Below are 15,994 nucleotides of genomic sequence, written 5' to 3' on the forward strand. Positions count from 1 at the left end.
CAAGATTCCCGCAAAAACCACGCGGGAATCTTGCTTCGGGTGAAATGGCGCGTGGAAAAACAAAGTCAAAAACAAAATCAAAAACAAAGTCAAAAACAAAGTCAAAAACAAAGTCAAAACCCTGGGGGCAATCCCCCAGACCCCTTTTTTCTTTCAATAATTCTGGACCCTGGGGTACCTGGGCAGTTACAAACAAAGTCAAAATCAAAACCCTGGGGGCAATCCCCCAGACCCCTTTTTTCTTTCAATAATTAAACCCGTAAGGTACCTGGGCAGTTACGTCGTCCGCTCTTTCAGAGGCGGTCGTGCGGTTTGTATGCCACCTTCACCTCCGTGGTGATGCCGCCACGAACATTGAACACCGCCCGAACCACCATGGATCGCGGCTGCACCACCGCCACCAGATCATCGAGAATCCGATTGGTCACCGCCTCGTGGAACGTCCCCACATCCCTGAAACTCCATAGATAAAGTTTCAATGATTTAAGCTCGACGCATGACCGGTCCGGGACATAGTGGACATGAATGACCGCGAAATCGGGTTGCCCCGTCTTGGGACAAAGACAGGTAAACTCCGGACAGGTCATGGAGATTTCATAATCGCGTCCAGGATTGGGATTGGCAAAGGTTTCAAGCATCGGAAATACCCTGAAGGATGACGATCGGAAACGGCCACTTTCGGGTCCAGAACCCCCTTCGGGGCTTCGCCTCTGGACCCCACCAGGGGGATGATCCCCCTGGACTAAGCAACAGTTTTCCGCGACAGTCATTCCAGGTGATTGGTGATGGACCCTACCTGGATCTTGTTTTTCTCCAAATCCTTGGCCATCGCTTCCGCATCCTTGCGATCCGCCATGGGACCGACAAAAACCTTGTGTACCACCTCCCCCGCGACACGCGCCTGCTGCCGAAGAAAAGGAACATTCAATTTTTTTAATTGTTTTGCCAATTGATCCGCACTTTCACCATCGGGAAAAGCCCCCACCGGAAGATAATAGCCACTGCCAGAATCAGTCATGGTCCCCGATTGCCACGGAGACACGCCTCCCTCGGAACCGTCCTGATCTGGAACAACCTGATCCACGCCAGATACGACAGGCTCCGGTTCCTTATTGCCAGACCCGAACAATTTGCCAAAAAATCCCCCAACCGCCGATGAACCCTCCCCGGCACCATCGACCTTCGGTTCTTCCCGTGACGCCGCCGCCATCATGTCGCCTCCCGAAACCTCCTCCGGATGCGCCTCCGATCGCGAAACGGTACCCGAATCCAACGCCGTCCGATCATCACCAAGCACCTCTTTTTCCGAAAGAGACGGACGTAACGTGTACCCCCCCTTGTCCGGTCCCGCGGCAAGAACCTGACGCGATTCCACCTCGATCGCATCCTTCGGAGCCCCTCCTTCCGCCGAAGACCCCTTCAAAAGTTCCGCCAATTGAGCACTCGCCTGCCGATACCAGGTCGAAAGAATCCCGGAAGCCGCCCCATCGTCTTTTTTTTCTTCCGTCACCGATCGACCCTCATCCGGCATTGGTTCCATCGACGGTCCCCCTTCGGGAAGAACAACCCTCTCGTCAGATAAACCCATCTTCTCCGCCGAGGTGACGACCGGGGGTTCCCGATCAGGCAGCGGCGCGGCAGGCATCGAAGGTTGAACCGCGGCATCGGAAGGCCCATCCATCACCTTTTCCGTCCCTTCCCGCAACCAGGGCACCCTTGCGGGGACCTCCGGCGGCGTCACGGGAACCTCGACCTTGGGTTTCTCGGGAACCACGGGAACCGAAGGGGTCGAAGGAACCATTTTTTCCCCCCGCCCCGAGGAAAAATCGCCCGGAGATTCCTTCTCCCCTGCCGTTCTGGAATCAGAATTGCTTTGATCCTGGCTGGATCGTTCCACGGAAGGGGCGTACTGAATGGGAACCCTCTGAAGATTGTTGGTGCATCCCGCCAGAAGCGACCACAATCCCAAAAGAGACATGAGACAATACTTCCATAATCCAACAGGAATTTTTTCCCGTGGTCCAATCATTTTCATTCTCCCTTGCCTTTCCAGAAAAAGTGCAACACTTTCTTTAATGTCTTGGCAACCGTGATGCAAGTCAAAAACCGCACCGTCGATGGCCATCGTCATCGGTCATACCCCGTCACACCCAAAACCAAAGGGAGATGAATATGAAAATAAATCCGACGCTTCTCGCCATACCCCTCGTCGCCCTGCTGTTCTCCGGATGCGCCACGATGTATCCACCCCAGGCGGTGACAAATGCCGCATTGATGGATCCGGCAGTCAAATACCCACCCAGCGAATCCGTGGAATTGTTGGAAACCGCCCCCAAGAAATCATTCGTCAAGATTGCCCGCATGGAAACCTTGGGCAACGAAGGGGTCATGTCGGAGGTGTTTCTGCTGGAAGACATGCGGGCCACGGCACGAGAACTGGGCGCCAACGCCATCATCGTCCCCTTCGGACGGGTACGCAAATTTTCCCCGGATGGAATGCACTGGGTCGTCCAGGGAGATGCCATCCGCTATCAATGAACACGCAAAAAACGCCGACTTGACCCGGGAAGGGGACACCCCTTCCCGATACACCGCGACACAACGTCCAGGGTCCTCACAGACCCCACCCTTCGAGACGAAGATGTCACATCGGAGCGACATCACTCAAACCATCGCCCCCTTCAACGTCGCCAGGACGATCAAATGCGGCTGTTTGCGCGGCATGCCAAAAATCGCGCCCCATTTTTGCTTCACGAATTGCATCACCCGCTCGCGTCGCCGCATGCGCCGACGTACCCGGGTCTCGAATACCCTCCGAACCACAAATCCCTTCTTCTCCAGCCACCCCCCCAGCGTAAAACGGTCCCAACACCGCAAATGCTGCCATCGATGAAACGTCTGGTTGCAGCATGGACAGTAAATGGTCCGATCCTGGAGATTTTCATCGTTGGGTGTCGAAATGATCAATAATCCACCAGGTTTCAATATTTTTCCAATAATATTAAACGTATCCTCAAGCCGTTCATCATCCAAATGCTCGATGACCTCAGTCATCAGGATCGTCGAAAACGATTTCCCCTGATCAAGAATCTCTTCCAGGGTCAGAGCACCGCCAAAATTTGGCTCGCCAGAAAAGGTGGCCGCGAGCGACACAACCGAGGCCCTGGAAAAATCAGCCGCCGTCACCCGGTACCCGGCTGCCAGCAAAGCTTTTGTCAAAAAACCACGTCCCGCCCCATAGTCAAGCATATCTTCGTTTTTGTTCAAATCCTTCCCAAGAAGATCGACGATTCCCACGCCATGGTCGTAGGTAAAGTAGGTCTCCGGAAACTGCTGACAATAATCCCAATACCGCCCGACCCGCTCTTCCGTCCATTCCATGGGTTTTGGAGAAGGAACGTCATTCATGGACGGAATCTTCTACCGCCATGGAACAGGCCAGCGTCACACGAAAAAACATACGCGCCAGAGCCAAACCAGAGATTCGATGCGACATGCAACGATGCTCCCAAAAACGGTGGTTATGGAAATTTTCTTCAACGGCACTGAATCTGCGCCGCATCGCAGGCCTCGATGTCCCCCTTGCCACAGGCACTCTTCAAGTCACGGCACATGGCATCGACATTTTTCAGGCTTTGATGGGCATTGCCCCGGGCAAAATAATACTCCGCATCATTTTCCTCCAGGGCAATCGCCTTGTCATAATCGCCGATGGCCTGGCTGATCTGTCCCGATGCGCCAATGGCATTGGCGCGCTCGAAATAATAATGGGCCTCGTCGGGATTCAGAGCAATGGCCAGATTGAAACTTTCGATGGCCTCGTCCGCACGATTGCTTCGCGCCAACACCAATCCCTTCACATAATGGGCCCGCTCCAGCCTGGGTTCCCGGGTCAGGGCCTGCCGCAGATCGGCCAGGGCCTCCTCGTAACGCTCCATCTCCATGTAAGTCAGTGCCCGTTCGACAAAAGGCTCGGGACCCGTTTCGGGACGGACCAGAACCAAACCCAGATCCCTGAGCGACCCCTTGAAATCCTTGAGCAGACGCAACGTCAGACCACGATGGAGCAAGGTATCGAAACGTCCCGGATCCCCTTCCAACGCCGCATCGAAATCACGAATCGCCCGATCGGGAATCCCCAACTTCAACAATGCCATTCCCCGTCCATGATGGGCCTCGGGATTGTCCGGCTTGAGTCCCAGGGCACAGGTGAAGGTGTAGATGGCACGATTGTACTGCCCCTTCTCATTCTGCATTTCCCCTTCACGCAACAACTGCCCAAGTTCCGCCGCCACATCCCGAACCTTCTCCCGCGGCGGCATCGGCAAATCCTTGAAAGCGATCGCATCCTCCCGAACCACCTCGGTTTCATCGATCGCCACTTCCCCTCCTGACGCCACTTCCCCTCCTGACGCCACTTCCCCTCCTGACGCCACTTCCCCTCCTGACGCCACTGGTTGCCGCTCCATGGACACGGAAGCGCCATCCACCAACGTCACCGTCCACGAAGCCTTCAGCCGAACCGTATCCTTCACTCGGGCCTTGGGTTTGACTTCATCCAACATTCGCCGAAACACCTGAGCCATGATCGCGTCCGTTACCCGGATCCTTGGCTCCGGCACTGCCACCCCCATCCCCGGAAGCCATTCGGAATCATCAAGGACCCGCCCCAACTGCGTCTCGGGCACATCCTTCTCCGGCAAGACCGGTTCGGTCACGTCGAATCCCCTTTTCTCCGTTTCCGCATCAACGGACGTTCCCGAAGAATCGCTGGTTCCTCCGGCCACTTCCTGGGACGTGGAGACGACACCCAAACCCTTCGCAACGGAAACGATCGGTAACGAGGTCCCCCTCCGGGCAAGAGGCAACGGTTCCGGGAAGACCAGGCGTGGACGGACCATCGGTGTGACGGCGGGAACCTGGATCGGTTCCGGTTTGGGGACCGGTTTGGGCAGGGTCACCGGAACCATGATCGAAACTGGTTCGAGTTTGGCGACCGCCACCGGCAGTGTTTCCTCGGGTGTCATCACAGTGGCAGAGCCCCCGGCGCCCGTGGCCCCAATGTCCGTGACCGCCTCGGCCTGGGTCGTCTCCTTCGCCGGAAGCACCACCACGGACGAGACGATCGCCACGCTTCGCAAACGGGGCGTGGGAACCGCCATCGTTGCCGTCATCCGCACGACCTCCTCGGGTGATTGTTGCACGCGCACCACCGCCTTCGGCAACGGCACGGGACGCGGACCGGGAGATGTGTCTTCACCCAGGATCCGATCAAGCCTGCCGACGGGTTCCACTTCAGTCAGGGTGACCGGATACATCGGCCCCTTGTGCCGCCCCATGACGCCAGGCTTTGCCTCCTGGGAAGCGATTTCCTGGCGTCGGGCGGGCACGGAATGACGCACACGGGGTGCGACGGATGGAAGCGGTGAAAGAGATTGAAAGGACGGCCAGACACCAAGAATCGCGGCATCCCGATGCAAAAGAGGACGCGCATCCGCCACCGACAGGGTTTCCCCCTCCAGACGGGACCCCGACCGGGATACGGCGTTGCCCGCGCTGCCGGCATCGGGATTGGGGGTGCGCAAAGTGTCTCCCGGACTCCCTTGCCCCTCACGGGTGGGACGATGCCGCCCCCCCTTGGGTGATTGCTCCGGTTGCTCCACCTTGGGCATGGCGGGAGGAACCCCTGGACCCGGAGTGGCATTTCCTTTCTTTTCCGGGGTTTTTGGAACATTTCCACCCGATGGCCCCGAGGTTTTGTTCGTCTCCTTCGCCGGAACCGCCTGCCGCGGTTCGATCATCTCCCTGGGCGGCATCACCTCCCGTCCCTTGGGATTCTCCTTCGCGGGCGTTTCTTTCGCGGGTTTCGTGGATTCCTTTTCCGTCGTCTTTTTCTCGACCGCGGGCGCTTCCTTCGGGGTCTTGGGAGCCGCTTCCCTGGTCGCCTTGGGGACGTCCTTCGCGGGAATCCCTTTTTTTACAGGGGTGGCAGGAGTGGCGCTTCCCCCCTGTTGACCAATCTCCCGGGTCTTGGACCGTTCGCGATGTCCCGAAGACTCTTTGGGTTTGACGACTTCCCTGGGCTTGAGAACTTCCCTGGAGCTGGCCTTGGAACCGCCCCTGGATTTGGGATTGGATGAATCTCCCTCGTTTCGGACGGGCGTTCCCTTGACCCGTGCCGCGCCGACCAACCGGTCACGCCAGAAGGTCCCCTGTTCGATGCGGCCATCGGGCCAGGATTTCCGTCCCGGCCCATGCTGAAAGCCGCGGTTCCAGGTCCCCGAATATCTTTTCCCCGAGGACCAGATCAAGGTCCCCTGTCCATGGCGCCAGCCCATGTAATATTCGCCGGTGTAGACCGAACCGTCGCCGTGGACATACTGCCCCCGACCATGACGCTGCCCGTTCCTGAACTGGCCGTGATAACGATCCCCCGAAGGCCACAGGAAGATTCCAACCCCATCCTGGCAATCCCCTCGAAGGCATTCGGCGGTGGCAAACCGGGGCATGAACCCGAACAGGACAACCGCCACGGCCATCGCTTTGCGCCAATCGCAATGACCAACCCGCGACAACACACGCATTGGAGTGTTCATGATTCCTGGACCACCGGGACTTGAGTTGCACGACCGACCTGACCTGGTGTGGCCCAACCGTCATGACCGGGAACAACGACCGCCCTGGAAGCATCGGGGCGACACGGCCCTCCCCGATCCGCTCAAGCGGCGTTCTCCCGATGTCACTCCGCCGCGATGGGAACCCGCGCATCCTCCTCCGGAAGCGAAAAATCGACCCCCTCCGGACTTCCCGAGCCGCCGACATCGTGGGGCTTGACGGTTTTGGGTGATGATAATCCCTTGTTTTGGGAGAAATCATGCATCCTCTGCCACATGCCCTCCTTATCGGATGTTCCGCCCGATCCCGACATCATTTTAAGCTGTTCCTCGACATCAGGTTCATTTCCGGTCTCCATGGCCGCGAGCAGGGCCGCCGTGGCGCTTTCATGGCGAAAGGCGATATTGGCCGTCAACGTCGGTGGGGCAAGGTTTTCGAGGCCGGGCATGGGAGGAACAGGATCGCGTCCCAGGGACATCAACAATCGACCCAAAGCGACCTGATGGTCGGCGAAGGCCAATCCCTGAAGCACGCGCAGGATCAAGCCCTCCGCATTGGCGACAATCCGCGAACTGTCGGGATCGTCCTCCTTGCCGGGTGGAAAACGAATGGTGGTCCGTTTCAACCCTTCCTTGTTCCGGTCGCGGATCCCGGCCAGCCTTTTTTCGGTCATCCGGCACTCCAGGAGCGCCAGATGCACCTGCATGAGGGTGGCAACCCCCTGGGCCAGACGTACCACCCGATTCCCGGTGTCGGAGTCGGCGGCGGGAGGCCGTTGCCCCTCGACCAGCTGTCCCGTCAGCGTCATCCCCGCCTCGACCCATGACGGTGCCCCCGCCGGCGCCCACGCCACCGATTCATGTCCCAGACCGGGAAAGGAATGCCCTGGAAAAGCCGCCATGAGACCCCGCTCCACTTGGGCGCCACCCAACCGCTCTTCCCTGGGAAGATGGGCGCGGTTGGCCCAATGGAGCAACGCCTGGTCCTCCATGAAGACAACCGGCAGGGCGAGAATCCCCGGATCAAGCATCTCGGTCGCCGCCACCTTCACCCGGACCGCTCCGGCCCCCCCCGGCCATCCCAGCAATCGGGCGAGCGTTTCCTTGGATGCCTGCAACGTCTTCCGCCATTTCCACAACGTGTCGGTCGTCGTCAGCAGGTCGCTCTGGCTTTTCAGCATCCTGGCATCCGCCGAGGCCAGGGTTCCTTTGGGAGTTCGCAGGCGCACCAACGCCGCGTTGGCCTCCTGAAGCAATCGATCCAGTTCATCGAGCAACAGATCGGCGGTCGCCGAGCGCCAGTAGGCGGCACGAACATCGGTCGCGAGCGTCACGGCAACGGCGCGGACCAGCGATGGCGCAGGCTCGCCCCCTCCCGGTTCCCGTGGCGCCCGTTCCTTTTCCAACGCAAGCGTCACCAGGTTCCATACCACCGCCGGATCGAATTCCCCAAGACGCGCCTCCTCCTCCCCCCTCATCCCTTTTCCGCCCATCCATCCCGCCGTTTCCAGCCATTCCCGCAACCGCGCCGGGGTCGCATCGGGCGGCGTCAGGGCGATCAATGCCTGAAGCGTCCGATCCATCCGCTCCTTCATTCCCGCTCCCAGTCCCACGCCCATCGCCTCGAACAGGCCGATGCGACGCTCCACGACCGCCGTCGCTCCCCCCCCCTTCGGCGACGGGAGCGATTTGGCGGGATCGGCCACCGTCGCAGCCTCCCCCTCCCAGGCAGGAACAGCCAGAAACAATCCCAGGACCATCCCGGGCCACAAGCGATACCGGCGCCGGGTCCGCCGCGAAACCGCAAGGCCCCCGCCGCCGCCATCGTGCAATGAATGTTTGATCACGTACACGTTCCACCAGAAAAAAAGAATCTTGGACCCGACCCCCATCCCGCAAGCACAATGACCGTGGCCGGCAAGGTTAATGGTTTGCAAATTTCATACCTCTTATCAATAAAAAAAACGGACATTCAACACCCGTTCGACATGGGAAACAATTGACTCACACCTTAATTGGTGGATAATGTTTTCATAAAATATTTCAATTTTTTGGAGGTTCCTTTGCAGTTCTGGCATGGAAAAGAGATTGTCCTGATTGTTGGTGGTGGCATCGCCGCCTGCCGCGCCCTCGATCTTATCCGCGGACTCAAGGCCATGGGCGCCCAGGTCACCGTCGTCGGCACACCCGCCGCCACCCGTTTCGTGACCCCTCTGACCTTCCAGGCGATCTCCGGTCGTCCCTTTCACGGCGATCTGTTCGATCCCACCCTGGAAGGGGGAATGGATCATATCCGGCTGGCGCGGGAGGCGGAACTGGTGATCATCGCCCCGGCGACAGCCGACCTCCTTGCCAAAATGGCCCACGGCCTGGCCAACGATCTGGCCAGCGCCCTGCTTTTGGCACGCCGGGGACCCGTTCTGGCCGCCCCGGCCATGAATGTCGCCATGTGGGAACACCCCGCCACCCGGCGCAATCGGAACATACTGGAATCCTCGGGCATTTTTTTCCACGGCCCGGAATCGGGCCTCCTTGCCTGCGGCGAGGAGGGAATGGGACGCCTGGCCACCGTGGAAAGCATCATCGAATCGGCACGGCGGCTCCTGGAAACCAAACCACTCGCCGAACGCCATGTCGTCATCACCGCCGGCCCCACCCGCGAGGAACTGGATCCGGTTCGTTACATCTCCAATCATTCGAGCGGCAGGATGGGTTACGCCATCGCCACGGCGGCGCTGCGCGCCGGTGCCCGGGTCACCCTGGTCCACGGCCCGGTCCATCTTCCCCCCCCCCTGGGGGCGACCATGGTCCCGGTGGCAAGCGCCCGGGAAATGCACGCCGCGGTCATGGATCTCCGGGAACGTCACCCGATGCCCGGACACACCATCGACGCCATCGTCCTGACCGCGGCCGTGGCGGATTATCGCCCTGTCACGCGCCATGCCGAAAAAATCAAGAAAAATGGCGCCGACCATCTTCACATCGAACTGGAAGCCAATCCCGACATTCTCCTCGATCTTTCCAGAAAACGATCCGCCGGTGGAGGAGATCCCGTTCCACTTCTCGTCGGCTTCGCCGCGGAAACCGGATCGGCCCTGGAACGGGGTCGGGAAAAGATGAAACGAAAAGGGTGCGATCTTCTCGTCATCAACGATCTGCTCGAAGAGGGCGCCGGTTTTGGCGTGGCGACCAACCGGGTCACAGTGCTCGATCACCAGGGCAACGAGGAAGTCTGGCCACTCATGTCCAAGGATGCGGTGGGAGAACGATTGGTTGGCGCCATCGCCGCCCGCATCCAACACGAAAAACGTTGACCGCAATCGATAATCGCCGCACCCTCCCGTTTTTTTCACGCGGAGGAACCATCCACCAAGGGCGAGGTCGATTCAGGAAGCCAAGCATGGACGCCTTGGGGCCGAAGCGGAAGGGGGGCCGTGACAATCATCAAACATGATGATTTTCCGGCTTGGGTTGTTTGACGAAAGGATGATCCGAGGTAAGGACAGTGCTTAAATTTTCAAAGAAATTGCTTTATGCCATCGAGGCGGTTGTCGATATCGCCTACAACTCCGGGGGAGAGCCGGTGCAGATCCGTGAGGTGACCAACCGTCAAGGGGTGCCGCAACGCTATCTTGAACAGGTGATGCAACGACTGGTCAAGGCAGGCATCCTCAAGGGAATCCGCGGTCCCCGAGGCGGCTACCTTCTGGCCCGGGAACGTTCCCGGATCAGCGTCGGCGACATTGCCCGGGTCGTCATGGAAGTTCGACCGGCGGGCGATTCGGGTCTCCCCGACGATCTGGCCACCGGTCCGATCGGTCGGCAGGTGATCCGCCCCCTGTGGTCGGAATTCCAGGACCAGATCCTGGACATGATGGACCGGATCACCATCGAGGAATTGACAACGAGGGCCTTTCGCAACGGGGTTCCAAGCGAGGTCTACAGTCGCATCACCTATTCCATCTGAGGTCTGACTGGTCATGGATCCGAACCATCCAGAATCGCCATGCCACACGCCTCGGTCCTGATCATCGGCGCCGGAGGTCTGGGTTCGGTGGCGGCAATGGCCCTGGCCGAAACGGGCATCGCCAGGTTGACCCTGGCCGATCCCGATGTCGTGGAGGTCTCCAACCTTCATCGACAACCGCTCTATCTGGAAGAGGATGTCGGCCAGCCCAAGGTCACCGTCGCGGCCCGTCGTCTTCAGGAGATCCGGCCCGGAATCGAGATCGGCATCGTGCAACAAAAGCTCGACCGGTTCGATGAACTGGTCTGCCTGGCGCAGGACCATGATTGCTTCATCGACGCATCCGACAACTTCGCCACCCGTTTTCTGGCCAACGATGTTGCGCTTCGGTCCGGCCGGCCACTCGTGCATGGCGCCGCCACCGGCCTCAGGGGACAGGTCATGACCATTCTGCCCCACCGCACCGCCTGCCTGCGTTGCCTTTTCGAAGCCCCCCCCATCCGAAATCTTCCCACCTGCCGGGAGGGTGGAATTTTCGGCCCCCTGGTCATGGAGGTCGGCTGGCTTGCCGCCATGGAAGTCGTCAAATTTCTGGAAAACAGCCCCGATCTTCTGACCGACCGAATGTTGACCATCGATCTGACGCGCCACATACGCCGACACGTCCCCCTGCCACGTCAGTCACGGTGCCCCGGCTGCCGCTCCAACCCCATAAACACCCATTGAAACCAAGGTATGCGTTCCATGGCAAACATTTACGACAGCATCACGGAAACCATCGGACGAACCCCCATCGTTCGCATCCAGCGACTCGCCTCCGGCCTGAACGTCGAACTCATGGCCAAGGTCGAGGCGTTCAATCCGATGGGTTCCCTGAAGGATCGCATCGGACTGGCCATGATCGAAGCCCTCGAACGGTCCGGCAAGGTCAATGCCCGCACCCGGATCGTCGAACCGACCTCGGGCAATACCGGAATCGCGCTCGCCTTCGTCTGCGCCGCCCGCGGCTATGACCTGACGCTGACGATGCCGGAAAACCTGTCGGTCGAGCGCCGCCGCCTGTTCGAACTTCTCGGGGCGCGCGTTGTCCTGACGCCAGCCCTGGAAGGGATGAAAGGGGCCATCGACGAGGCGCGGCGCATCCTGGCAAGCGAGCGCAATGCCGTCATGCCCAACCAGTTCGAAAACCCCGTCAACCCCGAAACCCATGCCCAAACAACCGCCCGGGAAATCCTCGCCGATACCGACGGAAAACTGGATGTCCTGGTGGCAGGGGTCGGGACCGGAGGCTCCCTGACCGGAATCTCCCGCGCCCTCAAGGAAAAGATTCCCCACTTCACAACCGTCGCGGTGGAGCCGGAAAATTCGCCGGTCCTGTCGGGAGGCATGCCGGGACCTCATCTGATTCAGGGAATCGGCGCCGGATTCATCCCCCCCATTCTCGACCGCACCCAGATCGACCTCATCATCCGCATCGGCGACAAACGGGCCATCAAGACCGCCCGGATGTGCGCCCGCCTGGAAGGAATCGCCTGCGGCATCTCCTCGGGAGCGGCCCTGGCGGCAGCCCTGGAAATCGGCGAAGACCCCGGCTATCGCGGCAAACGAATCCTGGCGCTTCTGCCCGACTTCGCCGACCGCTATCTGTCCATGCCGCAGTTTCAGGAGCCCTGATGATCCACTCCGATGGCGCCGAGCGCTATTCCAGACACATTCTCATCCCCGAATTCGGGGGGCGGGGACAGGAACGGTTGATGAAGTCGGCCATCGGCGTCGTCGGCCATACCGCAATGGCCGAAACCATGCTCGAAATCTTCGCCCGGAGCGGCATCGGCACCCTTGGAATCGGACCGGAAACGTTACCCCGGAAATGTTGCTCCATCCCCCCGATCCCTACCACCACCTTTGGCGCGCGTGTCACACGGCGCGTTCGTCTGGCCAACCGCCATACCCTTCTCCAGGCCGATGGAACAACGCATCTTCCCACCCCATCGTCTCCCCTTGACGGGCTTCTTCACTGGGCCACGCCCTGGGACGGGATCGTGGATACCTCGGGCGATCCTGGACTTGCCCATCGACTGGGGCATTTTTGCCGGGAACAGGGCAAGTTTTTTCTCTCCTGCCGTTTGTCCCAGGGATACGGTTGGGTCTGGTCGCCTCCCCATCCCCCCATGAACGATGACACCGGAATCTGCCCCGGCGGCGCCCCGCCCCTCGATGCCACGCCGTGTCATCCCCCCCCCCCTTCCCTCGAACTTCTTCTCGCACGCCTGACCGCAACCGTTGGTGCCGGCACGCTGTTGTCGCGTCTGGCGGGTCTGGAGCTTGGCCAGCCAATTTTTTTGTTGCGCATCGATGCCAAAAAAAGCCATTATGACCCGGTTGTGCCCCTGAGCAGAATTGAATGCGGTGAATGTGGAACCCATGCATCGAGCGGCGGATCACCCCGTCCGGATCATGCTTCCGGCGCTTCTCCGGAGGCGATCACAAACGATCCGGGCCGGGAACCTCATGGCATCGTGGAGGAATTCATCGACATCACCGGCGATGCCTGTCCGATGACCTTCGTTCGCGTCAAGCTCAGGATGGAATCGCTGGTCGCGGGCGCCCTGCTCCGGGTGCGCCTGAAAGGTGACGAAGCCCTGGTCAACGTCCCTGGATCGCTCCGCCTGGGAGGGCATGAGGTCATCCGTATCGAAAATCGGGGTTTGTTTCACGAATTGGTTGTCAGAAAAATTGTCTCGACAAAGGGGATCGGTACATAGTTTTACATGTGTAAAATATTATTTCATTAGCCGGCATCAAAGGCACATTTTCCACGATTTTTCGGCTTTTATACTGGCCCGTTGTTTGCGACATGATTGTCTGTCGATCGGCTCCGGGAACACCGCGGAAGCGCTGCCCATATGAAGGCATTCCTTCAATCTTAACGGATGATGATCACCTAATCGGGAGAGGAACAATGAAACACCGCATGGATCAAAAAGGTTTTACCCTTATCGAATTGATGATCGTCATCGCGATCATCGGCATTCTGGCCGCGGTCGCCATTCCATCCTACATGGACTACACCGTTCGCGCCAAGATGTCCGGCCCCTTGAGCCTTGCCGCCATGGCCAAGTCCCATGTGGCTGAGTTCTACCAGGCCAACGGGTCCTGGCCCGCCACGAACAGCCTGGCGGGAATGAGTTCCTCCAGTGCCTACACCAGTTCCTATGTGTCCCGTCTCGCCGTTGTTTCCAGTCAGATCACGGTGCTGCTGAAAACCATCGGCAACAGCGCCGTCGCTTCGGGTTCGACCATCGTCTTCCAGGGTGCCGATGCGTCGGGTACCGTTCGCTGGACCTGCACGACCGCCATTGCCGACAAGTATGTACCAAAAGAGTGCCGTTGACCTTGTCCGATCGACGCGACTCCCGGGGCCTGGCGCATGTCAGGCCCCTTGCGTTTGGACTTCGTCCTTCATTGCACGTCCGACCTTTTTTTTTGTTTCTTCTTCTTCTGGTTGCCTCGGGTGCGGTGTTCTGGCCCGGGTTGCCGGGAAGTTTCCTTCTGGATGACAATGCCAATCTTGGTGGATTGTCGGCAATCCGGAAGGATCCTTCGATCTACAGTTGGGTCAGTTTTCTGTTTGAAGGACGCAGCGGTCCGGGGGGGCGTTCGCTGTCGCTTTTGACCTTTGCCGCGCAATATTCTTCATGGCCCGAGCTTCCGGTCGATTTCAAGCTGGTCAATCTTGGGATTCATCTGTTCAACGGCGTCCTGCTGCACATCACCCTCATGATGCTGGGGCGTCTGGCTTCGTGGCCCGTCTCCTTCACCCATCCCGTGGCATTAATGGCCCCGGCCCTGTGGCTGCTCCATCCGATGCAGGTTTCAAGCGTCTTTTACGTGGTGCAGCGGATGACCCTCCTGTCCGCCACCTTTGTCCTGTTGGGAATCCTGACCTGTCTGAAGGGTCGGGAATGGATGCTTGCGAAAGCGGAAAAGAAAAAACAAACCCGGGGACTGGTGTTGAGCGGACTGGGGATCACCGTGGGCGGGACCCTGGCAGCCCTTGCCAAGGAAAACGGGGCGTTGCTTCCGGTCTTTGTACTCGCCATCGAAACGGCCCTTCTGGCCCATCGCCCCTGGCCCAAGCGTTTCAGGATGTGGCGTGGCACGTTGTTGCACGGTCCCTGGATCGTGATGTGCCTCTATCTGGCGATCACCTGGGACAGCCTTGCCGGACATTATGCGTCACGTCCCTATACGATGATGGAACGGCTCCTGACCCAGGGACGAATCGTTACCGAATACCTGTGGCACATTCTTTTTCCGCGAAGCCAGGGGCTTGGTTTGTTTCATGACGATTATCCGATCTCCCATGGTTTGACACAACCGCTTTCAACCTTTGGCGCCCTGTTGTTTCTCCTCGCCCTGACAGGGATCGCGTATTATTTTCTCCGCGCACGGGGTTGGATCTCCTTCGGGATTTTATGGTTTTTCGCCGGCCACCTTCTGGAATCGACGATTCTGCCGCTGGAACTCTATTTTGAACACCGCAACTATCTACCGCTGTTTGGCATCACCTTTCTGTTAGCGGCAGGGTTCAACCATCTTCATCGTCACGCCGCAACGGTGCGACTGAAAGGGTTGACGCTGCTTCTGGGGCTGGTGATCGTGTTGCCACTCGGTTTCCTGAGCCGCCAGGAAAGTCTTTTATGGGGACAACCGTTTCGGCAGGCGTTGGTCTGGGCCGAGGAAAACCCCGATTCGATGCGGGCACTGTTGAACTGGGGCAATGTCTTGTATGCGGTCGATCTGATCGATGACGCCCAAAACCTGTTGGATCGTTACAGCCGTCTCCATCCCGACGACCCTTCGGCGGATCTGGTCAAACTGAAAATACGTTGCGATCATCCCGAAAAAAAGATCCTGGTGGACGATGCCTACATTCGCGACGTCACCCGGAAACAGGATGGCAACAAGGCAACCATCACCGGTATTCTGGAGTTTACCCTTGCCGCGTTTGAACAAAAGAAATGTCCGTCGATCGATCCGGAACTTTATCTAAAAATTCTTCTTGGATTCCTGGAAAACCCATCGTTCGGCGGACCGATCACCAAAAGCAGCCTGCACCTGATGACAGGTCGCGCCTATGCGGTGTTGGGCAACCTGAATGGGGCGATGACCCATTTCGATCATTCCCAGGAACACGACCTGCGCCTGGACGCCTGCCTGCAACAAGTGCGCTGGTTGCTGAGCGCCGGGCTGATCGATGATGCCCGGGCCTATCTTGCCAAGGCCAGGACGATCCAATCAAAAAACTTTATCGTCAATCATTTGCGAACCCGGGAACTGCAACGTTACGAGGCTGCCATCAAAATGAACGTTTCCGGAGAATAACGAAAACCTGGGGCGGAAATGAGGG

13 protein-coding genes are annotated in these 15,994 nt (G+C 59.0%); 8 read left to right on the forward strand and 5 right to left on the reverse strand.

What is annotated here, in order from left to right; all coding sequences use genetic code 11:
- Positions 1 to 293: 293 nt before the first annotated feature.
- Both queF and HQL76_11870 read right to left on the reverse strand, forming a co-directional pair.
- Positions 294 to 638, reverse strand: a complete 345-nt coding sequence (gene queF / locus HQL76_11865; GenBank protein ID MBF0109862.1) for an NADPH-dependent 7-cyano-7-deazaguanine reductase QueF — start codon at positions 636 to 638, stop codon at positions 294 to 296.
- 128 nt (positions 639 to 766) lie between these two features.
- Positions 767 to 1,978 carry an SPOR domain-containing protein gene (locus tag HQL76_11870; protein ID MBF0109863.1) on the reverse strand — a complete coding sequence of 404 codons (1,212 nt, stop codon included), beginning with the start codon at positions 1,976 to 1,978 and terminating at the stop codon, positions 767 to 769.
- A 194-nt stretch (positions 1,979 to 2,172) separates the two neighbouring features.
- Between HQL76_11870 and HQL76_11875 the strand changes: the two genes are divergently transcribed.
- Positions 2,173 to 2,538 carry a hypothetical protein gene (locus HQL76_11875; GenBank protein ID MBF0109864.1) on the forward strand — a complete coding sequence of 122 codons (366 nt, stop codon included), beginning with the start codon at positions 2,173 to 2,175 and terminating at the stop codon, positions 2,536 to 2,538.
- 126 nt (positions 2,539 to 2,664) lie between these two features.
- Here the strand turns inward: HQL76_11875 and HQL76_11880 are convergent, their stop codons facing one another.
- The 3 genes from HQL76_11880 to HQL76_11890 all read right to left on the reverse strand — a co-directional run bounded on the left by HQL76_11880 (position 2,665) and on the right by HQL76_11890 (position 8,461).
- On the reverse strand, positions 2,665 to 3,408 hold the full coding sequence (locus HQL76_11880; GenBank protein MBF0109865.1) for a class I SAM-dependent methyltransferase: 744 nt from the start codon (positions 3,406 to 3,408) through the stop codon (positions 2,665 to 2,667).
- Between the two features lie 128 nt (positions 3,409 to 3,536).
- Positions 3,537 to 6,596 carry a tetratricopeptide repeat protein gene (locus HQL76_11885; protein MBF0109866.1) on the reverse strand — a complete coding sequence of 1,020 codons (3,060 nt, stop codon included), beginning with the start codon at positions 6,594 to 6,596 and terminating at the stop codon, positions 3,537 to 3,539.
- 143 nt (positions 6,597 to 6,739) lie between these two features.
- Positions 6,740 to 8,461: a hypothetical protein gene (locus HQL76_11890; protein MBF0109867.1), complete on the reverse strand. Its 1,722-nt coding sequence runs from the start codon at positions 8,459 to 8,461 to the stop codon at positions 6,740 to 6,742.
- A gap of 204 nt (positions 8,462 to 8,665) precedes the next feature.
- Between HQL76_11890 and coaBC the strand changes: the two genes are divergently transcribed.
- From coaBC to HQL76_11925, 7 genes are all read left to right on the forward strand, one after another.
- On the forward strand, positions 8,666 to 9,928 hold the full coding sequence (gene coaBC, locus HQL76_11895) for a bifunctional phosphopantothenoylcysteine decarboxylase/phosphopantothenate--cysteine ligase CoaBC (protein MBF0109868.1): 1,263 nt from the start codon (positions 8,666 to 8,668) through the stop codon (positions 9,926 to 9,928).
- Positions 9,929 to 10,119: 191 nt separating this feature from the next.
- The gene (locus HQL76_11900; GenBank protein MBF0109869.1) at positions 10,120 to 10,581 is read left to right on the forward strand and encodes an Rrf2 family transcriptional regulator; all 462 of its coding nucleotides are present in this window, start codon (positions 10,120 to 10,122) and stop codon (positions 10,579 to 10,581) included.
- A gap of 39 nt (positions 10,582 to 10,620) precedes the next feature.
- Positions 10,621 to 11,307: a HesA/MoeB/ThiF family protein gene (locus HQL76_11905; GenBank protein ID MBF0109870.1), complete on the forward strand. Its 687-nt coding sequence runs from the start codon at positions 10,621 to 10,623 to the stop codon at positions 11,305 to 11,307.
- An 18-nt stretch (positions 11,308 to 11,325) separates the two neighbouring features.
- Positions 11,326 to 12,255 carry a cysteine synthase A gene (cysK, locus tag HQL76_11910; protein ID MBF0109871.1) on the forward strand — a complete coding sequence of 310 codons (930 nt, stop codon included), beginning with the start codon at positions 11,326 to 11,328 and terminating at the stop codon, positions 12,253 to 12,255.
- Positions 12,256 to 12,752: 497 nt separating this feature from the next.
- Positions 12,753 to 13,346, forward strand: a complete 594-nt coding sequence (locus HQL76_11915) for a sulfurtransferase TusA family protein (GenBank protein MBF0109872.1) — start codon at positions 12,753 to 12,755, stop codon at positions 13,344 to 13,346.
- A 209-nt stretch (positions 13,347 to 13,555) separates the two neighbouring features.
- Entirely contained in the window at positions 13,556 to 13,975 is a 420-nt protein-coding gene (locus tag HQL76_11920) for a pilin (GenBank protein MBF0109873.1), read from the forward strand.
- Positions 13,976 to 14,046: 71 nt separating this feature from the next.
- Positions 14,047 to 15,969, forward strand: a complete 1,923-nt coding sequence (locus HQL76_11925) for a tetratricopeptide repeat protein (GenBank protein MBF0109874.1) — start codon at positions 14,047 to 14,049, stop codon at positions 15,967 to 15,969.
- Positions 15,970 to 15,994 lie beyond the last annotated feature (25 nt).

This window comes from Magnetococcales bacterium (assembly GCA_015228815.1).
Taxonomy (GTDB): Bacteria; Pseudomonadota; Magnetococcia; order Magnetococcales; family UBA8363; genus UBA8363.